Here is a 20087-nt window from a genome sequence, read left to right as displayed (position 1 = left end):
CTTCGGCCCCCCTAAGATATTTCTATGTTCCTTCTTTACCTGCGGTTTTACCTGGGAAGCCTTCTGGCCCTATTCGGCTTCTACCTCACGGGCCACTACCTCCTCGCCCTTCCTTTCCCCACCCCGGCTACCCTCATCCAGCTCGCCCTGGGAGCAGGGCTTGGGGTAGGGCTAGGGGCGGTATACCACAGGCTTTGGCCCCTTCCCCCGCCAGGCATAGGGCGCGTGGTACGGCTCTTTGTCCTCCTACCCCCCGCTTTTATGCTGGGCATCGGGCTCATGCTCCTCTTCCAAGCCCAAGTGGCCCTCTACCTTGTGGTGCCCCTCCTCGCCTGGCTCACCCCGGACTATGGACCCAAGAACGGTCCCACCCCTGAACGCCCTTCCCGAGGCTGAACGGGAAGCCCTTCTCCAGGAGGCCAGGGAGGAGCGCCACCCTCCGGGCACCCCCTTCCTGGAACAGGGCGGAAAACCCGCCCAAGCGGTCTACTTGGTCCTGGAAGGCGAGGTGGCCCTTTGGGACGGGGAAAGGGAGGTGGACACCTTGGGGCCCGGGGAGTTTTTTGGGTTCCCCTCCCTCCTGGCCCAAGAACCCCCTGCCTTTGGCGTGGTGGCCAAGACCCCGGTGCGCCTCCTCCGGTTTCCCGAGGCCAGTTTCCGCAAGCTTCTCGCCCACCCCGAGGCCGCCCGCTTTTTCGGGCAGGGCTTGGCGGAGCGGATCCGCTTGCGGTCCCTTCCGGACCTCTCCCTCTTCGCCCCGGTGGGGCGGCTCGTGCGGCGGGAGCCCGTTTTCATCCCGCCCAACGCCCCGGTGCAGGAGGCGGCAAGGAGGATGCGGGAAGAAGGCATCAGCAGCCTCCTGGTGGCTTCCGAACCCCCCGGCATCCTCACGGACCGCGACCTGAGAAACCGGGTGCTGGCGGAAGGCCTTCCCCCCTCCACGCCCGTGGCGGCGGTGATGACCGCACCCCTCTTCGCCCTGCCGGCGGATACCCCCCTCTACGAGGCGGTGGCGGCCATGGTGGAGCGGGGCATCCACCACCTACCCCTGCTGGAGGGGGGGAGGATCGTGGGGGTGGTGACCCACACGGACCTCCTCCTCCACCAGGCGCAAAACCCCCTGCTCCTCTTGAGGCGGATTGAGCGCTTGGAGCTCGCCCGCTACAGCGCCGAGGTGGCCCACCTGGTGGAGGGGCTTTTCCAAAAGGGCCTCGAGGCCCTGGAGATAGGCCGGGTGGTAGCCTCCTTGAACGACGCCCTCATCCGCCGCCTCCTAAAGGAGGCGGAAACCGCCCTAGGGCCCCCTCCCATCCCCTATAGCTTCATGGTCTTCGGCTCGGAAGGCCGAAGGGAGCAAGCCCTCCTCACCGACCAGGACAACGCCCTGGTCCTGGCGGAAAGGGGGCACGAGGCCTACTTCCAGGCCCTGGCGGAGCGGGTGGTGGGGGGGCTTTTGCAGGCGGGGATCCCCGAGTGCAAGGGGGGGTACATGGCCACCCGCTGGCGCATGCCCTTGGCGGACTGGATCGCCACCTTCCGCCGCTTCATGGAGGCCCCCGAGCCCCAGGCCCTTCTGGAAACCCAGATCTTCTTTGACTTCCGGAGCGCCGCCGGGGCGCTTTCCCTAAGCCCCTTGGAGGAAGCCATCCTGGAAGGGGCCAAGCGGGGGGTCTTCCTCTACCACCTGGCCCGGGCGAGCCTGGAGTTCCGCCCCCCTTTGGGCTTCCTCGGCCGGGTGCGCACGGAAGAAGGCTTCATAGACCTCAAGCGCTCGGCCCTCGCCCCCATCGTGGCCCTGGCCAGGCTTTACGCCCTCCTGGCGGGAAGCCCCGCCAGGGGCACGGTGGAAAGGCTAAGGGCGGCGGTGGAGGCGGGGACGCTAAGCCGGGATGGGGCGGAAAGGCTGGAGGAAGCCTTCCGCTTCTTCTTCGGCCTTCGGCTCGCCCACCAGCTCAAGGCCTTCCGGGAGGGGAGGCCCGTGGAGAACCGGGTGCTCTGGGCCGCCCTCTCCCCTGGGGAGAAAAGGCGGGCCTTGGAAGGCTTTAGAGCCATCCAGGAGGTCCAGGAAAGCACGGCAGGCCGCTTCCAGCTGCGATGAAGGAGAAAGCCTTCGCCCTCTTCCTCCTGGCCCTTTTCCTCTTCACCCTGCCCTTTGGCCTCCTCTTCCGGGAGGCAGAGGGGCCTTTGGGACTTCCTCCCCTTTACCTTTACCTCTTCGGGGCCTGGGCCCTGGTGGTCCTCCTGGCCCGCTTCCTCTTCCGCCGGCCATGAACCCTTGGGCGCTCCTCCTCGGCCTTTTCCTCTACCTCGGCCTCCTCTTCCTGGTGGCCCTCTGGGGGGAGGGAAGGGGGGCAGGTGGGCCAAGGGGCCCTGGGCCTACGCCCTCTCCCTGGCGGTCTACGCCACCGCCTGGACCTTCCTGGGAAGCGCCGGCCGGGCGGCCACCGAGGGGGCCACCTTCCTCCCCATCTACCTGGGCCCCACCCTGGTCCTCCTCCTCTGGCCCTGGCTCCACGGGAGGCTCCTCGCCCTGGCCAAAACCCACCGCCTCACCTCCTGGGCGGACCTCCTCCACCTCCGCTACGGCCCCGGGGTCCTGGCCCCTTTGGCGGCGGGGTTTCTGGTGGTGGGGCTCCTGCCGTACCTCGCCCTGCAGCTTAAGGCCATCGCCCAGGCCTTCCTCTTCCTGAGCGGGGAGAAGGCCCCTTTGGCGGACGTGGCCCTCCTCACCGCCCTCCTCCTCGCCCTCTTCGCCATCCTCTTCGGCACCCGCCGCCTGGACCCTTCCGAGCGCCACCCGGGCCTGGTCTTGGCGGTGGCCTTTGAGTCGTTGGTGAAGCTCCTCGCCCTCCTCCTGGTGGGTGCCCTCGTCCTCCTTAGCCTAGGAAACCCTTTCCCCCTGGCCCAGGCCCGGCCCCACCTTCACCCCCTCCTCCTGCCCCCCGAGCGGCTTTCCGGGCACCTGGCCTGGGTGAGCCTGGTCTTCCTCTCCGGCCTCGCCTTCCTTTTCCTGCCCCGGCAGTTCCACGTGGCGGTGGTGGAAAACCAAGACCCCCGCCACCTGCCCCAGGCCGCCTGGGCCTTCCCCCTTTACCTCCTCCTCATCAACCTGCCCATCCTGCCCTTGGCCCTTTGGGGAAGGCTCCTCCTCCCCGAGGAAAACCCCGACCTCTACGTCCTCGCCCTACCCCTCCTCGCGGGAAGCCCCCTGCTGGCCTTCCTGGCCTTCCTGGGGGCGGTTTCCGCCGCCACGGCCATGGTGGTGGTGGAGGGGCTTGCCCTTTCCATCCTCATCTCCAACCACCTCCTCTCCCCCCTCCTCCTGCGCTACCGCGCCCTGGGAAGCCTCCTCCTTTGGCGAAGGCTCGCCATCCTCCTGGTGATGCTCCTCGCCTACCTCTACTTCCGCCTGGCGGGGGAGGCCTACGCCCTGGTGGGCATGGGGCTCATCTCCTTCGCGGCCGTGGCCCAGCTGGCCCCGGCGGGGCTTCTGGGGCTTTTCTGGAGGGGGGCCACGCAGAAGGGAGCCTTGGCCGGGCTTGTGGCGGGCATCCTCCTTTGGACCTACACCCTCTTCCTGCCCGCCCTGGCCCGCTCGGGCTGGCTCCCTGAGGCCTTCCTGGAAGGCCCCCACCCCCTTCTAAGCCCAGAGAGGCTTTTGGGCCTCAAGGGCCTGGACCCCATCACCCACGGCTTCCTGGTGAGCCTTGGGGTAAACCTGGCCCTCACCTTGGGCGTCTCCCTCTTCAGCCGGGAAAGGCCCCAACGGGAAGGGCGCACCGGGGAGGTCCGGGAGCTTGCCGCCCTTTTGGAAAGGGTTTTGGGCCGGGAGGCGGCGGAGGGCTTCCTCCAGGAGGCCCAGGGGCTTTCGGGAAGGGAGGCCGCCTTAAGGGCCGAAGCCCTCCTCTCCTCCGCCATCGGCCCGGCCACGGCGAGGCTCCTCCTCCTCTCCGTCACCCAAAAGGCCCCCGGGGAGGAGGGCTACGCCCCCCTCCTGGAGGAGGCGGCCCGGGAGTCCAAGGAGGTGCGGGCCTACGCCCAGGCCCTGGAAGCGGCGAGGCGGGAGCTCGCCGAGGCTTACGAGCGGCTCAAGGCCCTGGACCAGGCCAAGGACGAGCTCCTTTGGGCGGTCTCCCACGAGCTCAAGACCCCCCTCACCGCCGTGCGGGCCCTGGCGGAAATCCTCAGGGACCACCCGGACCTCCCGGAGGCGGAAAGGAGCCGCTTCACCGCCCTCCTGGCCAAGGAAGCGGCAAGGCTTTCCCGGCTGGTGGAGGAGGTTTTGGCCTACACGAGGCTCCAGGCGGGGCCTTCCCTAGAGAAGAGGCCCACGGACCTCAAAGCCTTGGCGGAGGAGGCCTTGGGCCTGGTGACGCCCTTGGCCCAGGAAAGGGGCATTAGACTGGAAGGTAGCCTGGCCCCCATCGCCACCCTCACCGACCGGGATAGGGCGCTCCAGGTGCTCCTCAACCTCCTCACCAACGCCGTGCGCCACGCCCAAAGCCGGGTGCGCCTGGAGCTCATCCCAAAGGGCCAGGAGGCGCTTTTCCGCGTCCTGGACGATGGCCCTGGGGTACCCAAGGAGGCGCGGCACCTGGTGTTTGAACCCTTCCAAAGCCTTTCGGGAGGCACGGGGCTCGGGCTTTACCTGGCGCGACGGCTCGCCGAGGCCTTGGGGGGGCGGGTTTACCTGGAGGAAGGGGAAGGCGGGGCCTTCGCCTTCACCCTGCCCTTGGAGGTGGTGGATGCGGATTCTTTTGGTGGATGACGAGGAGAGCATCCTGGTGCCCTTGGAGTTCCTCTTGCGCAAGGCGGGGTACGAGGTGGGCCTGGCCAAAACGGGAGAGGAGGCCCTAAGGGCCTTGGAAACGGGCCCCTTTGACCTGGTGGTCTTAGACCTGATGCTTCCTGGCCTAGACGGCTTCGCCGTTTTGGAGCGGCTAAAGGCCCGTCCAGACCCCCCCAAGGTCCTAGTCCTCACCGCCCGGGGCCGGGAGGCGGACCGGGCCAAGGCGGAGGCCTTGGGGGCGGAAGCGTATTTGGGTAAGCCCTTCGCCACGGAGGACTTCCTGCAGGCGGTGGGGCGGCTTTTGGAGGGAGCATGAGGGAGGCCTTGCGCTTTCTGGGCGCCCTCCTCTTGGGCCTCCTCCTGGTGGGGGGAACGGTGGGGGCAGGGCTTTTCCTCCTCCTCCAGGGGGAAGAGGAGCTCGCACGGGAGCTTCTCCGGGTGGCCCAGGAGAAGGCCTTCCTCCTCCTCTTCCTAGGCCTCCTCTTCGCCCTGGTGCTGGCCGCCCTCCTCCACCCCCTCTTCCTCGGGTACCTGGCCGCCACCCGGGCCCTGGGCCAGGAGGCGGAGGTCCTCCTGGCCAACCCCGGCCACCGCCTGCGCCTTAGAGGACCCTTTGAGCTCCAGGCCCTGGCCAGGCTCATCAACCGCCTGGCCGAGGAAAAGGAGGCTTTAGAAAAGGAGGTGGAGGCCCGCATCGCCGAGGCCAAAGCCCTCCTGGAGCGGGAACGGGAGGTTCTGGGGGCCCTCATCGCCCACCTGCCCCAAGGGGTGGTCCTGGCAAACCCCAAGGGCCAGGTCCTCCTCTACAACCCCCCGGCGCGCGGGCTCCTCGGGGAGGGGCTTGGGGCGGGCAAAAGCCTCTTTGGCCTCCTGGACCGGGGGCTTCTTGCCCACGCCCTGGCCCTTCCCGAGGAACGCTTCCTGGCCCAGGGCCCCACGGGGCCCTTGCGCCTCCAGGCGGTGCCCCTAAGGGGAGAGGCGGGCTTTTTGCTCCTCTTGGAAAGGCCCAAGGAGGAGGGGGGCCTCGAGGGGGAAGCCCTCCATGCGCTCAAGGATAAGATGGCGGGCCTGAAGGCCCTGGTGGAGGTGCTGGAAGGGGAAGCCCCCGGGGCCCTCGCCCCCCTCCTCCGCCAGGCCCGGGCCACGGCGGAGGCCCTTTCCCGCCTGGTGGAGGCGCTCAAGGCCCCGGCGCGGGCGGAGGAGGTGCGGGCGGAAGACCTCCTTCCCCTGTTGGCGGAGGCCCTGGAGCGGGAGGCGGGGCTTTCCCCAGGGTTTTCCCTAAAGGAAGGGGCCGAGGGGCTTTTGGTGCAGGCGGACACCTACGCCCTGGCCCGGGGGCTTGCCGCCACCTTGCGCGAGGAAGAGGAGGTCTTCCTGGAAGGGGAACGGCAGGGGAACCTCTTCCGCCTCACCCTAAGCTTCCCCCACCCCGCCCCGAAGCCCCACCCCCTCCTGCAGGAGGCGGTGGAGGCCGGCCTGGGAAGCCTTTGGCGGGAGGGGAGCCGGCTCCACCTCCTCCTGCCGGCCAGGGAAGCCCCAAGCACCCCCCTCCCCAAAGGACCCCCGCCCCGGGCCGAGGTGGTGGACCCCGCCCTTCTCCAGGTGCCCGAGGCCCTGGAGGAAGCCCCCTTGGAGGGCCTGCTCTACACCGCCTTTGACCTGGAAACCACGGGGCTGGACCCGGGAAAGGACGCCATCGTCGCCCTGGGGGCGGTGCACGTCCTGGGGCGGAAGGTGCTCTACCAGGAAACCTTTGAAGCCCTGGTGGACCCGGGGCGGCCCATTCCCCAGGCGGCCACCGAGGTCCACGGCCTCACCTGGGAGATGCTCAAGGGCAAGCCCAAGCTGGAAGAGGTCCTCCCCGCCTTCAAGGCCTTCCTGGAGGACACGGTGCTCCTGGCCCACAACGGGGCCTTTGACCTGGCCTTCCTGCGGAAGGTGGGGGTGGGGGAGCCCCCTTTGGTGGACACCCTCCTCCTCGCCCACCTCCTCTTCCCCGACCTCAAGGACCACCGCCTCGAGGCCTTAGCGGAGCGCTTCGGGGTCCCCGTCCTGGGACGGCACACCGCCCTCGGGGACGCCCTCATGACCGCCGAGGTCTTCGCCCGCATGGTGCCCCTCCTGAAGGAACGGGGCTACGCCACCCTAGGGGCGGTGCTCGCCGCCTGCCAAAGGCTTCCCTTGGCCCGGCTCAAGTACTAGCGGGCCCTAAGGGCCCTCCGCCCGATGTCCTTCCGGTAAACCGCCCCCGGGAAGCCCACCTGGGGGACGAAGGCGTAGGCCCGGGCCAAAGCCTCCTCTAGGTCCTGCCCCAGGCCCACCAGGTTCAGCACCCTACCCCCGGCGCTCACAAGCCGCCCCCCCTCCCACCGGGTGCCCGCATGGAAGACCAGGACCCCTTCCGGGGGCTCGGGCACGTGGAGGGGGATGCCCTTTTTGGGGGACTCGGGGTAGCCGGGGGCGGCCAGGACCACGCAGGCGGCGGCCCCTTCCTTCCAGGAAAGCCCGGTTCCCGCAAGCCTCCCCTCGGCCACCTTAAGGGCGAGCTCCACCAGGTCGTTTTGCAGAAGGGGAAGGACCGCCTGCGCCTCGGGGTCGCCGAAGCGGGCGTTGAACTCCAGGACCTTGGGGCCCTCCCGGGTGAGCATGAGCCCGGCGTAGACCACCCCCCGGTAGACCACCCCCTCCGCCCGGAGGCCCCGGATCAAGGGCTTCAGGATCTCCTCCTCCACCCGGCGCAGGGTGGCGGGGTCCATGGGGTACGGGGCCACCGCCCCCATCCCCCCGGTCATGGGGCCCTGGTCCCCGTCCAAAAGGCGCTTGTGGTCCTGGGAGGGAAGGAGGGGCAGGATGGTTTCCCCATCGGTTAGGGCCAGGACCGTGGCCTCCTCCCCTTCCAGGTATTCCTCAATGACCACCTCCCCCCCTTCGGGGCCCGAGAGGAGGTTTAGGACCGCCTGCTTGGCCTGGTGCAGGTCAAAGGCCACCGTGACCCCCTTGCCGGCGGCGAGCCCCGAGTCCTTCACCACGATGGGCACCCCCACCTCCTCCAGGTACTCCAGGGCCTCGAGGGCCTCGGTGAAGACCCGGTAGCGGGCCGTGGGGATGCCGTGGCGCTGCATAAGCTCCTTGGCGAAGGCCTTGGAGCCCTCAATCATGGCCGCCTTTTGCGTGGGGCCGAAGATCTTCAGGCCCCGCTCCAAGAAGGCGTCGGCAATCCCCTCCACCAGGGGAGCCTCGGGGCCCACCAGGGTGAGGTCTATGCCCTCGGCCAAGGCCCATTCCGCCAAGGCCTCCACGTCCCCATTCCAGGGAACGAGCTCCGCCAAGGCCGCCATCCCGGCGTTGCCGGGGGCGGCGTAAAGCTTCTCCACAAGGGGGCTTTGCGCCGCCTTCCAAAGGAGGGCGTGCTCCCGCCCCCCGCTGCCCACCACCAGGACCCTCATAGAGGGGATTCTACCCGCTCCCAAAGCGCCAGGGCCGCCCCTCCCACCTCGGGCAAGGCGGCGAGCTCCTCCCGCAGGGGCAGGTGGGGCGCGGCGAGGAGATGGGCGAGGAGCCAAGCCCCCCGGACCCAAGGGTTCCGGGAAGCGGCAAGGGCCTCGGGCCAAAGGCTTTCCTTCCCCCAAAGGGCCAGGGCGGCAAGGGCCCGGGCGGAAAGGGCGCGCTCCCCTGGGGGCAGGGCGTAAAGCGCCCCCCGCAGCTCCCCAAAGGCCTCGGGGGGCCGGGCCAGGCCTAAAAGGAGCAGGCGCACCGCCCTGGGATAGAGCCAGTGCTCCAGGCGCAGGACCCGGGCCTCCACCTCCGCCTCCCCGTCCCCGGGGAGGATGGGCACCCGCCCCTGGAGGACGATGGGCCCCGTGTCCACCCCCTGGTCCACGAAGTGGACCGTGGAGCCCGTCTCCTTTTCCCCAGCCTCGAGGACCCGCCGGTGCACGTGGAGGCCGGGATAGGCGGGGAGAAGGGAGGGGTGGATGTTGAGGAGGCGGCCGTACCACGCCTCCACGAAACCCGGGGAGAGGAGGCGCATGAAGCCGGCGAGGAGGACCACGTCCACCCCCATGGCCCGCAGGAGGGCCTGGGCCTCCCCCTCAAAGGCCTTCCGCCCCCGCCAGGGGAGGGCCTCCGCCCGCACCCCCCGCCTCCTGGCCCGCTCCAGGGCGGGGGCCTCGGGGTTGTCGGAAAGGACCAGGACCACCTCCCCTAAGGGGTTCCCAGGGGGGAAGGCCTCCAGGAGGGCCTGCAGGTTCGTCCCCCTCCCGGAGGCCAGGACCGCCATCCGGGCCCTATGGCCCAGGGGAAAGGGCCAGGCCATCTACCCCTCCAAGGCCTCGGGGTGGTGTTTCTGCCAGTAGCGCACCAGCCCCTGCAGGTTCATATAGGGGGGGTCGGCGAGCTCGTACAGGCGCATCCCCGCCTCGTCCACCCCCGCCCGCTTCAGGCCCTCCCGCCAGTAGGCCTCAAAACGCCGGGTCATCTCCTCTTGGGATAGGCCCTCCCTGAGGCGGCTTAGCGTCCAGCCCGCCCAGTCCTCCAGGGCCTGGCGCAAGGCGAGAAGGTGCGCCTCCACGTCCCGGTAAACCCCAAAGTGGGTGAGGTAAAGGGCCTCAGGGCGCAAGGAAAGGAGGCGGTCCAAGGAGGCGTACCAGCTTTCCAGGTGGATGTCCGGCGGGGGTGTGGGGGGGAGCACCGGCCCCGGGGCGATGCGCACCCCAGCGATGTCCCCGGCAAAGACCACCCCGTCCACCAGGTAGGCGTGGTGGTGGGAGGCGTGGCCCAGGGTTTCCAACGCCTGCACCCTCACCCCGCCCAGGTCCACCACCTCCCCGTCCCCCAAGACCCGCACCCTTTCCGGGGGGATGCCCTTTAGCTCCCCCCAGAGGGGCTTAAGGAGCTCCCCATAGATGCGCTCCGCCGAGGCCAAAAGCCTGGAGGGGTCCACCAGGTGGGGTGCCCCCTTGGGGTGGACGTAGACCGTGGCCCCGAGCTCCGCCAAGCGCCAGGCGGCCCCGGCGTGGTCCAGGTGGATGTGGGTGACGAAGACGTGGCGCACCGCCCCGGGCTCCACCCCGTGGGCCCTGAGCCCCTCCTCCAGGCGGGCGTAGGTGCTCTCGGGACCGGTTTCTATCAGGACGGGCCCCACGGGGGTATCCAGGAGGAAGCTGGCGATCACCCTTTCCACCCCCTGGAACCCCAGGTCCAAAACCCTCACCACGGCTGTGCCTCCTTGGGGCCGATGCGGGTGTGGAGGGTGCCTATCCCTTCCACCGCCACCTCGAGGCGGTCCCCGGGCTTCAAGGCCCCCACCCCTTCCGGGGTGCCGGTGAGGACCACGTCCAAGGGCTCTAGGGTCATGAAGGTGGAGATGTAGGAAAGGATCTCCGCCACGCTGAAGATCATCTCTGAGGTATGTCCCTCCTGCCGGAGTTCCCCGTTCACGTAGGTGCGAATCCAGACGTTTTGCGGGTCCAAATCGGTTTCCAGCCAAGGCCCCAGGGGCAGGAACTTATCGGCGCTCTTGGCCCTTACCCACTGCAGGTCCTTCTTCTGGGCGTCCCGGGCGGTGATGTCCACGGCCACCGTGTAGCCCAGGACGTGGTCCAGGGCCTTCTCGGGGGGAACGTTCCGCATGCGGTCCCCCACCACCACGGCAAGCTCCCCCTCGTAGTGGAGCTCCTCGGTAAAGAAGGGATAGGGCACGGCGTCCCCCGTGTTCCAAGGGTCCATGGGGTTGCCCGGGTGGGCCAGGGTGTTGGGGGCCTTGAGGAAAAGCCCGGGCTCCTTGGGGAGGTCGTGGCCGAAATCGTGCCCCATCTCCCGGATATGCTCCCTGTAGTTCCGCCCCACGCAGACGATCTTGCTGGGGGTTGCCGGCACGAGCAGCCTGACCGAGGCCAGATCGTAGCGCCGGCCCGTGGGGTTCCCCCCGGGGCCATCCGTCTCCAGGACCAGCTCCCCTTCCAGAATGCCCCAGCGCCCGCCGTTAAACCTCAGGATCTTCATGCCCCAAAGCTACCACCTTCCCCTCAGGATTTGTAGGCCCCTTAGGGCCATCACCACGGCCACCAGCAAGGCGGCAAGCCGGCCCCCCTCGGGCACCTGCAGGAAAAAGACCAGGTAACCCCAAAGGGCCCCAAAGGGGATGGGGTAAATCCCCCGCCTCCTCCGCCACCAAAAGAGGTGGTAGACCCCCGCCACCAAGAGGGCGAAAAGGGCGGAAAGAAGGGCCTCCCGCGGGAACCATACCAGAAAAAATCCCAAGGAAGGGGCGATGCCCCCGCCTCCCCGGAAGCGGAAGAAGAGGGGCCAGGTGTGCCCCGCCACCACCGCCGCCCCGGCCCAAGGACGCCAGGCCTCGGGGGTCAAAAGGCCCACCAAGGCCCCCTTGCCCACGTCAAAGAGCACCACCCCAAGCGCAGCCCAGGGCCCCTTCTGCCGGAAAACCCCAGAACCCCCCGGAAGGTCCTTCCCCCGCACCTCGGGAACGAAGAGAAGCCCCCCCACCAAGGAACCCAGGAGGTAGGCCAAGAGCACGTACCCCATGCCCCCATTCTTGCAAAAGGCCTCCCGTTGCCCTATCCTGAGGATGGAAGTTTCCATGAAGCGCTTCCATCCAGGTGCCAGGCCATGAGAAAGAAGAAACCCACCATCCACGAGGTGGCCGCCCGGGCCGGCGTAGGCCTGGGCACGGTAAGCCGCGTGCTCAACAACCACCCTGCGGTGCGCCCGGAAACCCGGGCCCGGGTCCTAAGGGCCATGGAGGAACTGGGCTATACCCCCAACCCCCACGCCCGCAGGATCGCCGGGGGAAGGAGCTACACGGTCAGCGTCCTCCTCCCCTTCGTGGCCACGGAGTTCTACCGCAGGCTCATTGAGGGGATAGAGAGCGTCCTCCTGGAAAAGCGCTACGACCTGGCCCTTTTCCCCATCCTCTCCGAGGCCAGGCTCAGGCGCTATTTGGAGAGCCACACCCTGGCCTACCTCACGGACGGCCTCATCCTCGCCTCCTACGACCTCACGGAGCACTTTGAAGGGGGAAAGCTCCCCACGGACCGGCCCGTGGTCTTGGTGGACACCAAGAACCCCCGGTACGACTCGGTCTACCTGGACAACTTCCTGGGTGGGCACATGGCAGGCACGTACCTGGCCCGCTTCCCCGGGGCCATTTTCGCCGTGAAGGTGGAGGAGGAGCCCGACCGCGCCTTCCGCCACACGGTCTTCGCCGAACGCATGGCGGGCTTTTTGCAGGCGCTAAAGGAGCAGAGAAGGCCTTTCCCGGAGGACCACCTCTACACCACCCGCCTCTCCCCCGAAGGGGGGCGGCTTGCCCTCCGCCATTTCCTGGAAAAGAGCTCCCCGCCCCTCAACGTCTTCGCCGGGGCCGACCAGGTGGCCTTAGGGGTCATGGAGGAGGCGGAAAGGCTCGGCCTCACCGTGGGCCAGGAGGTTAGGGTCTTGGGGTTTGACGGCCACCCCTTCGCCGAGGAGGTGGGGCTTTCCACCATCGCCCAGCCCGTGGAGGCCATGGGGGCCAAGGCGGCGCAGCTTCTCCTGGAAAGGATGCAGGGCTACGCCGCTCCCCCCCGGGAGGTGCGCTTTGAGCCCCTCCTCATTGAAAGGGCCTCCACGGGAACCCCGCCCGCCGTACCCTACGTGCCCTAAGCCATGCGCCTGGAAACCTTGGCCCACCTTATCCGCTGGGTCATGCTCCTGCCGGTGGCGGGGCTTCTCCTGGGTGCCTTCTACTTTGCCTGGAACGCCTTTACCGAAGCCCTAAAGGCCCTCTCCCACCCCCTAGAAGAGGCCCTCCCCGCCTTGGTGGGGGCGGTGGACCTGGCCCTTTTGGCCGCCGTCTTCCTCCTCTTTTCCCTAGGCCTTTTTGAGCTTTTCATCCGCCCCTTGGCGCTTCCCATGGGGAACATCCTGGCGGTGGAAAGCCTCTCGGACCTAAAGGCCAAGCTGGGCCAGGTGATCGTCATGATCCTGGTGGTGAAGTTCTTTGAGAAGGCGCTGGACTTCAAGCCGCAAAGCGCCCTGGACTTCCTCCTCTTCTCCGGGGGCGTAGCCCTTTTGGCGGGGGCGCTCTGGCTCGCCAAGGCCAAGGAGTAGTGCTGGTCTACCTGGACCAAAACCACGCAAGCCGCATGGCCAAGCACCTCCTGGGCCAACGGGGCCACGAGGCCTTTGGCCGGCTCTACGAGGCCCTAAGGGGAAGGGTTTTGGCCCCGGCAAGCCCCTTCCATGTCCTGGAAACCCTTTACCCGCAAAGGGGCCCCAAGGAGAAGGCGGGCTACCTCCTCCCTGCCCTCCAAGCCCTCTTCGGCGAGCTTTCCCAAGGGTACTGGGTGCGCCCTTGGCAGGAGGTGGCCTGGCGGCAAGGGCGGGGGCTTTACCGGGAAGACCTCCTCTGGCAGGGGGGAAGCTGGGAGGTGCCGGCGGACCTCTCCCCCTTCCAGGGGCTTCCGGAAAGGCTAAGGGGGCTTCCTCCCCTCGAGGCCCTCCACACCGCCAAGGCGGAGATCCTCTCCCGCACGGGGTTAAAGGAGGTGCCCTTCGTCCGCCTCCTCGCCGAACTCCTCGCCCGCATGAGCACGGACCCCCACCGCAAGCCCCGCCCCTCCGACCTGCTGGACGCGGTGATGGCGGCCACGGTCTACCCCTACGTGGACCTCCTCCTCACCGACCGCTACCTCCGGAACCTCCTCCCCGAAAGGAGCGTGGGCGGCCGGCGAAAAGAGGTGGAGGCCCTGGTCAGGCGCCTTCAGGGGGAGTAGACTGCCCCCCGTGAAGGGGATTAAGGACCCCCGCCTCCTGCCCATCGCCGAAAAGGTGGAAGCCGGGGAGAGGCTCACCTTCGCCGAAGGGCTTGTCCTTTACGAAACCCACGACCTCCCCACCCTCATGCGCCTGGCCAACCGGGTGCGGGAGAGGAAGCACGGCCACAAGACCTACTTCGTCCACTCCATCCGCGTCTCCCAGACCAACATCTGCTACGTGGGCTGCACCTTCTGCGCCTTCCAAAGGCGTTTTGGCGAGGAAGGGGCCTGGGACTGGGACGTGGAGGAGGTGGTGGCCTGGGTTAAAGCCCGCTACCAGCCCGGCCTCACGGAAATCCACATGACCGCCGGCCACCACCCCAAAAGGCCTTTCCAGTACTACCTGGACCTGGTGCGGGCCCTGAAGGAAAGCTTCCCCGGCGTCCAGGTGAAGGCCTGGACGGCGGCGGAGATCCACCACTTTTCCAAAATCGCCCGCCTGCCCTACCGGGAGGTGCTCCAGGCCCTGAAGGAGGCGGGCCTGGACGCCATGCCGGGGGGCGGGGCAGAGATCTTCGCCGAGAGGGTGCGCAAGCGGATCGCCCGGGCCAAGGTGAGCGCCGAGGGCTGGCTGGAGATCCACCGCACCGCCCACGAGCTCGGCCTCCCCACCAACGCCACCATGCTCTACGGGCACATAGAAACCCTGGAGGAGCGCCTGGACCACATGGACCGTCTTAGGCAACTCCAGGACGAAACGGGCGGCTTCATGAGCTTCATCCCCCTGGCCTTCCAGCCCGACGGGAACCAGCTTGCCCGGGAGCTGGGCAAGCGGGAGTTCACCACGGGCCTGGACGACCTCAGGAACCTGGCGGTGGCCCGGCTTTACCTGGACAACATCCCCCACATCAAGGGGTACTGGGCCACCCTTACCCCCGAGCTCGCCCAGGTGTCCCTGGACTGGGGCGTCACCGACATTGACGGCACCCTCATTGAGGAGCGCATCGTGCACATGGCGGGAAGCCCCACCCCCGAAGGCCTCTCCAAGCGGGAGCTCGCCCGCATCATCCTGGCGGCGGGGAGGATCCCCGTGGAGCGGGACGCCCTTTACCGGGAGGTGCGGGTCTGGGACCAGGTGGAGGCCTGATGGCCTACGTCCTGGGGGTGCCCCTTTACGCCAACACCGCCCCCCTCTACCACTTCCTAGAAGCGAACGGGTTTGCCCTCCGCCACGGGGTGCCGGCGGAGCTCAACCGCATGGTGCTCTCGGGGGAGGTGGGGCTTTCCTTGGTTTCCAGCTACTTCTACCTGAAGCACCAAGACGCCCTGGGCCTCCTTCCCGACTTCTCCGTGGCCGTGCTGGGACGGGTTTACTCCGTGAACCTCTTCCACAAGGTGCCCCTAAGGGCCCTGAGGCGGGTCGCCCTCACCACGGAAAGCGCCACCAGCATAGAGCTCCTCAAGCTCCTCCTCCGGGAAAAGGGGCTAAACCCCGCCTACGCCCAAGCGGGTGGGGGCTTAGAGCTCCTGGAAGACCACGACGGCGTCCTCCTCATCGGGGACCGGGCGATTAAGGCCTACGCCGGCCTCCTAAAGGAGCTCCCCGAAACCCCCCACGCCCTCCCCACCCGCTTTGGGGAGGTGGAGGTGGTGGACCTCTCGGCCCTTTGGTTCCAAAGGACCCGCCTCCCCTTCGTCTTCGCCGTCTGGGCCTACCGCAGGGAAAACCCTCCCCCCAAAGCCCTGGTGCAGGCCCTCAGGCGGGCGCGGCGGGAGGGGCTGGGCCGGCTTAAGGAGGTGGCGGAGGCGGAGGGAAAGCGGCTTGGCGTAAACCCCCTCCTCCTCCAGCACTACCTCTGGAACTTTCGTTACCACCTGGAGGAGCCGGACCGTCTGGGCCTAAAGGCCTTCGCCGAGGCCTTGGGGCTTCCCTTCCGGCCGTTGTATTATCCCGAATAGCGCTTGACTTTTTATAGCGCTTTGGGTATTATCCCCTTGGGCCCAGGGCCCAAAGGAGGTGTGTATGCGTTGGAACCTAGACCCCACCCACACCAGCGTGGAGTTCGCCGTGCGGCATATGATGATCGCCACGGTCAAGGGCACCCTTAACCTCAAGGAAGGGTACGTGGAGACGGACGAAAGCGGCAAGCCCCTCCGGGTGGAGGCCCGCCTGGACGCCAAGAGCATCCACACCGGGGTGGCGGACCGGGACAACCACCTGCGCTCCCCGGACTTCCTGGACGTGGAAAACCACCCCGAAATCGTCTTCAAAAGCGAGCGCATCACCCCCTTGGGAGAAGGGCGTTACCGGGTGGAGGGGGAGGTAACCCTCCGGGGCGTGACCCGGCCCCTGGCCTTTGAGGTGGAGACCCATGGCCCCGCCAAGGACCCCTGGGGCAACGAGCGCATCGCCGCCCACTTTGAGGGGAAGCTGAACCGCAAGGACTTCGGCCTTACCTGGAACGTGCCCCTGGAGATGGGCGGGGTGCTGGTGGGGGAAGAGGTGCGCTTTAGCGTGGACACGGAGGCGGTGAAGGCGAAAGAAGCGGTGGCCCAGTAATGCCCTTTCCCAGGCGGCTCCTTTCCTTGGCCCTAAGGGTGCGGGACCTAGGGGCCGCCTTGGGGTTTTACCGGGACCTTTTGGGGCTAGAGGTGGAGGCGGACCCGCCCCATTACCGCCTTTTCCCCAATGGAAGGGGGTTTTACCTGGAGCTTCTCCACGACCCTGGGGCCCCCTTAAGGCCCTACCCCTCGGTGGGGCTCTACCACTTCGCCCTCCTTCTCCCCGACCGCAAGGCCCTGGCCGGGGTCTTCCGGAGGCTCCTCGAGGCGGGGGCCCACTGGGAAGGGGCGGCGGACCACGGGGTTTCCGAGGCCCTCTACTTCCGCGACCCCGAGGGGAACGGCCTGGAACTCTACCGGGACCGCCCCCAAGGGGAATGGCCCAAGGGGCCCCTCATGTTCACCCTCCCCCTGAACCTGGAAAGGCTCCTTGCGGAAAACCCCAAGGCCACCTCCTTACCCCCGGAAACCCTCCTCGGCCACCTCCACCTGCACGTGGGAAGCCTCGAGGCGGCGGAGGCCTTCTTCGCCGGGAAACTGGGCATGGCGGTCACCCTACGCACCTACCCCGGGGCCCTCTTCTTCGCCTGGGATGGGTACCACCACCACCTGGGGACGAACACCTGGGCGGGAAAGCGCCAAGCCCCGGAAGGGGCCACGGGGCTTCTCGCCTACACCCTCCTGGACCCCTTTGGGCGGGAGGAAACCCTCTTGGACCCCGTGGGGGCGCGGGTGCGCTTGACAGGCCGAGGGGATGCCCCCTAAACTTGGGGGCAATATGCGGAGGCTAGGGCGCTACTTCGGCTTTTATTATCCCGCCGGGGGCGCCCTGCGGTCCGCATAGGTTTTCACCGCAACCGGGCGCCCCCAAAAGGGGGCGCCCAAGGTTTTTGGGAGGGGAGCATGCTCATCGTGATGAAGCGGGGACACACGGAAGCGGAGCTGGCAGAGGTGGTGCGGGAGATTGAAAAGGTGGGCTACCGGCCCCACGTCTCCCGCGGGGTGGAGACCACCCTGGTGGGGGCCATCGGGCGGGGCCCGACGCCGGAGCTTATGGAGCATTTCCGAGCGCTCCCTGGCGTGGCGGAGGTCATCCCCATCTCCAAGCCTTGGAAGCTGGCGAGCCTCGAGGTCCAGCCCTTCCCCACCGTCCTGGAGTTCCCCACGGGGAAAACGGGGGGCGGGCACGTCCTGGTGGCGGCGGGCCCCTGCGGGGTGGAGTCCCGGGAACAGACCCTGAGGGCGGCCCGCTACGTGAAGGCCCACGGGGCAGGAATGCTCCGGGGTGGGGCCTTCAAGCCCCGCACGAGCCCCTACGCCTTCCAGGGCCTTGGGGTGGAAGGGCTGAAGATCCTGGCCGAGGCCCGCAAGGAAACGGGCCTCCCCGTGGTCACGGAGGTCCTTTCCCCGGAGCAGGTGGAACTCGTGGCGGAGTATGCCGACGCCTTCCAGATCGGGGCCCGCAACGCCCAGAACTTCCCCCTCCTCCAGGCGGTGGGGGAGGCGAGGAAGCCCGTCCTCCTCAAGCGGGGCATGAGCATGACCCTGGAGGAGTTCTTGATGAGCGCGGAGTACATTCTCTCCCGGGGGAACATGCAGGTCATCTTGGTGGAGCGGGGCATCCGCACCTTTGAGAAGGCCACCCGCTTCACCCTGGACGTCTCTGCCGTGCCCGTCCTCAAGAGCTGGACCCACCTCCCCGTCTGGGTGGACCCCTCCCACCCGGCGGGCAAGCGGGGATGGGTCATCCCCCTGGCCCTGGCGGGCCTCGCCGCCGGGGCGGACGGCCTCATCGTGGAGACCCACCCCGAGCCGGAAAAGGCCCTTTCCGACGCGGCCCAGCAGCTTCACGAGCACGAGTTCGCCGAGCTCATGGCCAAGGTGCGCCGCCTGGTGGCGGCCCTGGACAAGACCCTTTCCGCCCCCACCCCGGCATGAACCCCCTCTTCGGCAAGGTGGGCATCTTCGGCGTGGGCCTCCTGGGGGGAAGTGTGGCCTTAGGGCTTAAGGAGCGCTTCCTCGCCCAGGAGGTGCACGCCTACGACCAAGACCCCCTGGCCCTGGAAAAGGCCCTCTTCCTGGGGGTGGCGGACCGGGTGCATGCGGAGCTGGGGCCTTGGGTAGGGGAGCTTTCCCTGGGCATCCTCGCCGCCCCCGTGGGGGCCCTGCCCACCCTCGCCGAGGCCCTAGGCCCCTTGGCCCATCCCGAAAGCCTCTGGACGGACGTGGGGAGCGTGAAGGGCAAGGTGGTGGCCCAGCTGGAGGGGTTTCTTCCCCACTACCTGGGCGGCCACCCCATGGCGGGCAGCGAGCGGGCCGGGGTAGAAAACGCCCACGCCGGGCTTTTGCAAAACGCCGTCTGGGTCCTCACCCCCACGGCCCACACGAGCCCCAAGGCCCGGGAGGGCATCCGGCACCTGGTGGAGGCCCTAGGGGCTTACCCCTTGGAAATACCTCCCCTCCTCCACGACCAGCTGGTGGCCCGCATCTCCCACCTTCCCTACCTCCTGGCCGTGGCCTTAAACCGCATGGTGGCGCAAAGCCCCCACAAGGAGCTCCTCATGTTCCTGGCCGCCGGGGGTTTCCGCGACCTCACCCGGGTGGCCTCGGGAAGCCCCAGGATGAGCCGGGACATGGTGGTGGAGAACAAGGAGGCCTTGAAGGAGGCCATAGAGGAGCTAAGGGCGGTGCTTTGGGAACTGGAAGGCCTTCTAGACGAACCTGAGGCCCTTCTAGGGGTAGCGGAAGAGGCCAAGCGCACCCGGGATAGCCTCCCCATCGTGCGGCGAAGCCTCCTCCCCGAGATGTACGACCTGGTGGTCCAGGTGCCGGACCGCCCCGGGGAGATCGCCCGCATCGCCACCGCCTTGGGAGAGGCGGGGGTGAACATCAAGGACATAGAGGTCCTCACCATCCGGGAGGCGGCGGGGGCCTTGCGCCTCTCCTTCGCCACCCGGGAGGAGCGGGAGGAGGCCAGGCGGGTCCTAACCCAGGCGGGCTACCGGCTTCCCTGATCCTCCGTGTACCGGACCACCCGGTCCTTCCCTGTCCGCTTGGCCCGGTAAAGGGCCTCGTCCGCCCTTCGGTAGAGCTCCCCTAGGTCCCCCCGGTAGGTGGCCACGCCGAAGCTGGCCGTGGTGCCCAAGGCCCTGAGGCCCTCCCGAAGCCGCTCCGCCAGGCGGGTGGCCTGGAGGGGGTCTGTCTCCGGCAGGAGGATGGCGAACTCCTCTCCCCCAAAACGCCCCACCAGGTCGCCCCGGCGCACGTGGGCCACCAGGTAACGGGCCACCTCCTTAAGGAGCCGGTCCCCCTCGGGGTGGCCCTTCTCGTCGTTCACCCGCTTGAAGTCGTCCAGGTCCAAGAGGACGAGGCTAAAGGGCTTAGCCCCCCGCTCCACCCGGGCCATCTCCCGCTCCAGGGCCATCTCCAAGGCCCGGCGGTTGGGAAGCCCCGTGAGGGGGCAGGTGAGGGCCTGCTCCCGCCAGAAACGCGCCCGGCCGTAGAGCTCCCGAAAGCGGGCAAGAAGGAGGGTAAGGGCCAGGAGGACGGGCTGGCTCAGGGCAAAGTGGGCGTAGTAAGGGCGTTCCCATCCCCAAAGGAGGGGCGCAAGGAGGAGAAGCCCTCCCCAAAAGCCCGAGGCCGCCAGGGCCCAGGGCACGGGGTAGGCGAAGGCGGCCAGGAGGTAGAGGGCGGGGGCCCAGTACCCCAACGCCCACCCGTGCCCTTGGGCCCGCCCAAGCTCAAAGAGGAGGTAGGCCCCAAGCCCGTGGACCAGGAACCTGGGGGCCCCTTTGGGCCCTCGGCTTAGGGCGAAGAGGAAAAAGAGGGCGAAGGCGCCATAGGCCCACCAGAAGCCTAGGGCCTTGGGCGGGTAAAGGTAAAGCTGGAGGCCAATCCCCAAGGGAAGGCCAAGCCAGGCGGCAACGTAGAGGAGGCGGCCCAGGCGGTCCATGTATTCACTTTTGTCCAGAGCGTGTGAA

20 protein-coding genes and 1 pseudogene are annotated in these 20087 nt (G+C 68.1%); 15 read left to right on the top strand and 6 right to left on the bottom strand.

Annotation, left to right across the window (positions count from 1 at the left end; translation table 11 throughout):
- Positions 1–24 precede the first annotated feature (24 nt).
- The 6 genes and pseudogenes from A0O31_RS08455 to A0O31_RS08435 all read left to right on the top strand — a co-directional run bounded on the left by A0O31_RS08455 (position 25) and on the right by A0O31_RS08435 (position 6991).
- Positions 25–396, top strand: a complete 372-nt coding sequence (locus tag A0O31_RS08455) for a hypothetical protein (RefSeq protein ID WP_071677485.1) — start codon at positions 25–27, stop codon at positions 394–396.
- The gene (locus tag A0O31_RS08450) at positions 350–2098 is read left to right on the top strand and encodes a putative nucleotidyltransferase substrate binding domain-containing protein (protein WP_071677484.1); all 1749 of its coding nucleotides are present in this window, start codon (positions 350–352) and stop codon (positions 2096–2098) included. The genes A0O31_RS08455 and A0O31_RS08450 overlap by 47 nt, the downstream gene beginning before the upstream one ends.
- The gene (locus A0O31_RS12940) at positions 2095–2271 is read left to right on the top strand and encodes a hypothetical protein (RefSeq protein ID WP_203226791.1); all 177 of its coding nucleotides are present in this window, start codon (positions 2095–2097) and stop codon (positions 2269–2271) included. Before A0O31_RS08450 ends, A0O31_RS12940 begins: the two co-directional genes overlap by 4 nt.
- Positions 2268–4768, top strand: a pseudogene (locus tag A0O31_RS13450) (ATP-binding protein). Before A0O31_RS12940 ends, A0O31_RS13450 begins: the two are co-directional and overlap by 4 nt.
- Positions 4746–5105 carry a response regulator transcription factor gene (locus A0O31_RS08440; RefSeq protein ID WP_071677483.1) on the top strand — a complete coding sequence of 120 codons (360 nt, stop codon included), beginning with the start codon at positions 4746–4748 and terminating at the stop codon, positions 5103–5105. Before A0O31_RS13450 ends, A0O31_RS08440 begins: the two are co-directional and overlap by 23 nt.
- Positions 5102–6991, top strand: a complete 1890-nt coding sequence (locus A0O31_RS08435; protein ID WP_071677482.1) for a 3'-5' exonuclease — start codon at positions 5102–5104, stop codon at positions 6989–6991. Before A0O31_RS08440 ends, A0O31_RS08435 begins: the two co-directional genes overlap by 4 nt.
- Here the strand turns inward: A0O31_RS08435 and purD are convergent.
- Genes purD through A0O31_RS08410 form a run of 5 tightly spaced genes read right to left on the bottom strand, consistent with a single transcriptional unit; the run spans position 6988 to position 11332 of the window.
- Positions 6988–8235, bottom strand: a complete 1248-nt coding sequence (gene purD / locus A0O31_RS08430; RefSeq protein ID WP_071677481.1) for a phosphoribosylamine--glycine ligase — start codon at positions 8233–8235, stop codon at positions 6988–6990. The two genes, A0O31_RS08435 and purD, sit on opposite strands and share 4 nt — an antisense overlap.
- Complete coding sequence (gene purN / locus A0O31_RS08425) at positions 8232–9104, bottom strand: phosphoribosylglycinamide formyltransferase (RefSeq protein WP_203226790.1); 873 nt, start codon at positions 9102–9104, stop codon at positions 8232–8234. Before purN ends, purD begins: the two co-directional genes overlap by 4 nt.
- Entirely contained in the window at positions 9105–10004 is a 900-nt protein-coding gene (locus tag A0O31_RS08420) for an MBL fold metallo-hydrolase (RefSeq protein ID WP_071677480.1), read from the bottom strand.
- Positions 9998–10792 (bottom strand): fumarylacetoacetate hydrolase family protein, encoded by a 795-nt coding sequence (locus A0O31_RS08415; RefSeq protein ID WP_071677479.1) that lies wholly within the window; start codon positions 10790–10792, stop codon positions 9998–10000. Before A0O31_RS08415 ends, A0O31_RS08420 begins: the two co-directional genes overlap by 7 nt.
- Before the next feature lie 9 nt (positions 10793–10801).
- A complete protein-coding gene (locus A0O31_RS08410; RefSeq protein ID WP_071677954.1) occupies positions 10802–11332 on the bottom strand; it encodes a glycerol-3-phosphate acyltransferase in 531 nt (176 codons plus the stop codon).
- An 84-nt stretch (positions 11333–11416) separates the two neighbouring features.
- Here A0O31_RS08410 and A0O31_RS08405 point away from each other — a divergent pair, with 84 nt between their 5' ends.
- From A0O31_RS08405 to A0O31_RS08365, 9 genes are all read left to right on the top strand, one after another.
- Entirely contained in the window at positions 11417–12451 is a 1035-nt protein-coding gene (locus tag A0O31_RS08405) for a substrate-binding domain-containing protein (protein WP_071677478.1), read from the top strand.
- Between the two features lie 3 nt (positions 12452–12454).
- Entirely contained in the window at positions 12455–12898 is a 444-nt protein-coding gene (locus tag A0O31_RS08400; RefSeq protein ID WP_071677477.1) for a YqhA family protein, read from the top strand.
- Positions 12898–13563 carry a hypothetical protein gene (locus A0O31_RS08395; protein ID WP_071677476.1) on the top strand — a complete coding sequence of 222 codons (666 nt, stop codon included), beginning with the start codon at positions 12898–12900 and terminating at the stop codon, positions 13561–13563. Before A0O31_RS08400 ends, A0O31_RS08395 begins: the two co-directional genes overlap by 1 nt.
- A gap of 10 nt (positions 13564–13573) precedes the next feature.
- Positions 13574–14692: an aminofutalosine synthase MqnE gene (gene mqnE, locus A0O31_RS08390; protein WP_071677475.1), complete on the top strand. Its 1119-nt coding sequence runs from the start codon at positions 13574–13576 to the stop codon at positions 14690–14692.
- Positions 14692–15504, top strand: coding sequence for a menaquinone biosynthesis protein (locus tag A0O31_RS08385; protein ID WP_071677474.1), 813 nt, complete (start codon positions 14692–14694; stop codon positions 15502–15504). The genes mqnE and A0O31_RS08385 overlap by 1 nt, the downstream gene beginning before the upstream one ends.
- A gap of 64 nt (positions 15505–15568) precedes the next feature.
- Positions 15569–16105 (top strand): YceI family protein, encoded by a 537-nt coding sequence (locus A0O31_RS08380; protein ID WP_071677473.1) that lies wholly within the window; start codon positions 15569–15571, stop codon positions 16103–16105.
- A complete protein-coding gene (locus tag A0O31_RS08375; RefSeq protein ID WP_071677472.1) occupies positions 16105–16872 on the top strand; it encodes a VOC family protein in 768 nt (255 codons plus the stop codon). The genes A0O31_RS08380 and A0O31_RS08375 overlap by 1 nt, the downstream gene beginning before the upstream one ends.
- Positions 16873–17010: 138 nt before the next feature.
- On the top strand, positions 17011–18045 hold the full coding sequence (gene aroF, locus A0O31_RS08370; RefSeq protein WP_071677471.1) for a 3-deoxy-7-phosphoheptulonate synthase: 1035 nt from the start codon (positions 17011–17013) through the stop codon (positions 18043–18045).
- Positions 18042–19121: a prephenate dehydrogenase gene (locus A0O31_RS08365; RefSeq protein WP_071677470.1), complete on the top strand. Its 1080-nt coding sequence runs from the start codon at positions 18042–18044 to the stop codon at positions 19119–19121. The genes aroF and A0O31_RS08365 overlap by 4 nt, the downstream gene beginning before the upstream one ends.
- Here A0O31_RS08365 and A0O31_RS08360 read toward each other — a convergent pair.
- The gene (locus A0O31_RS08360; protein WP_071677469.1) at positions 19106–20059 is read right to left on the bottom strand and encodes a GGDEF domain-containing protein; all 954 of its coding nucleotides are present in this window, start codon (positions 20057–20059) and stop codon (positions 19106–19108) included. The two genes, A0O31_RS08365 and A0O31_RS08360, sit on opposite strands and share 16 nt — an antisense overlap.
- Positions 20060–20087 lie beyond the last annotated feature (28 nt).

The organism is Thermus brockianus (genome assembly GCF_001880325.1).
GTDB lineage: Bacteria > Deinococcota > Deinococci > Deinococcales > Thermaceae > Thermus > Thermus brockianus.
This window is presented reverse-complemented; position numbering and strand designations above follow the sequence as displayed.

What these genes read in the sequence shown, in the direction of transcription:
- A0O31_RS08455 (WP_071677485.1), top strand. Translation starts at nt 25, where the DNA reads ATGTTCCTTCTTTACCTGCGGTTTTACCTGGGAAGCCTTCTGGCCCTA.
- A0O31_RS08450 (WP_071677484.1), top strand. Translation starts at nt 350, where the DNA reads ATGGACCCAAGAACGGTCCCACCCCTGAACGCCCTTCCCGAGGCTGAA.
- A0O31_RS12940 (WP_203226791.1), top strand. Translation starts at nt 2,095, where the DNA reads ATGAAGGAGAAAGCCTTCGCCCTCTTCCTCCTGGCCCTTTTCCTCTTC.
- A0O31_RS08440 (WP_071677483.1), top strand. Translation starts at nt 4,746, where the DNA reads ATGCGGATTCTTTTGGTGGATGACGAGGAGAGCATCCTGGTGCCCTTG.
- A0O31_RS08435 (WP_071677482.1), top strand. Translation starts at nt 5,102, where the DNA reads ATGAGGGAGGCCTTGCGCTTTCTGGGCGCCCTCCTCTTGGGCCTCCTC.
- purD (WP_071677481.1), bottom strand. Translation starts at nt 8,235, where the DNA reads ATGAGGGTCCTGGTGGTGGGCAGCGGGGGGCGGGAGCACGCCCTCCTT.
- purN (WP_203226790.1), bottom strand. Translation starts at nt 9,104, where the DNA reads ATGGCCTGGCCCTTTCCCCTGGGCCATAGGGCCCGGATGGCGGTCCTG.
- A0O31_RS08415 (WP_071677479.1), bottom strand. Translation starts at nt 10,792, where the DNA reads ATGAAGATCCTGAGGTTTAACGGCGGGCGCTGGGGCATTCTGGAAGGG.
- A0O31_RS08410 (WP_071677954.1), bottom strand. Translation starts at nt 11,332, where the DNA reads ATGGGGTACGTGCTCTTGGCCTACCTCCTGGGTTCCTTGGTGGGGGGG.
- A0O31_RS08405 (WP_071677478.1), top strand. Translation starts at nt 11,417, where the DNA reads ATGAGAAAGAAGAAACCCACCATCCACGAGGTGGCCGCCCGGGCCGGC.
- A0O31_RS08400 (WP_071677477.1), top strand. Translation starts at nt 12,455, where the DNA reads ATGCGCCTGGAAACCTTGGCCCACCTTATCCGCTGGGTCATGCTCCTG.
- A0O31_RS08385 (WP_071677474.1), top strand. Translation starts at nt 14,692, where the DNA reads ATGGCCTACGTCCTGGGGGTGCCCCTTTACGCCAACACCGCCCCCCTC.
- A0O31_RS08380 (WP_071677473.1), top strand. Translation starts at nt 15,569, where the DNA reads ATGCGTTGGAACCTAGACCCCACCCACACCAGCGTGGAGTTCGCCGTG.
- A0O31_RS08375 (WP_071677472.1), top strand. Translation starts at nt 16,105, where the DNA reads ATGCCCTTTCCCAGGCGGCTCCTTTCCTTGGCCCTAAGGGTGCGGGAC.
- aroF (WP_071677471.1), top strand. Translation starts at nt 17,011, where the DNA reads ATGCTCATCGTGATGAAGCGGGGACACACGGAAGCGGAGCTGGCAGAG.
- A0O31_RS08365 (WP_071677470.1), top strand. Translation starts at nt 18,042, where the DNA reads ATGAACCCCCTCTTCGGCAAGGTGGGCATCTTCGGCGTGGGCCTCCTG.
- A0O31_RS08360 (WP_071677469.1), bottom strand. Translation starts at nt 20,059, where the DNA reads ATGGACCGCCTGGGCCGCCTCCTCTACGTTGCCGCCTGGCTTGGCCTT.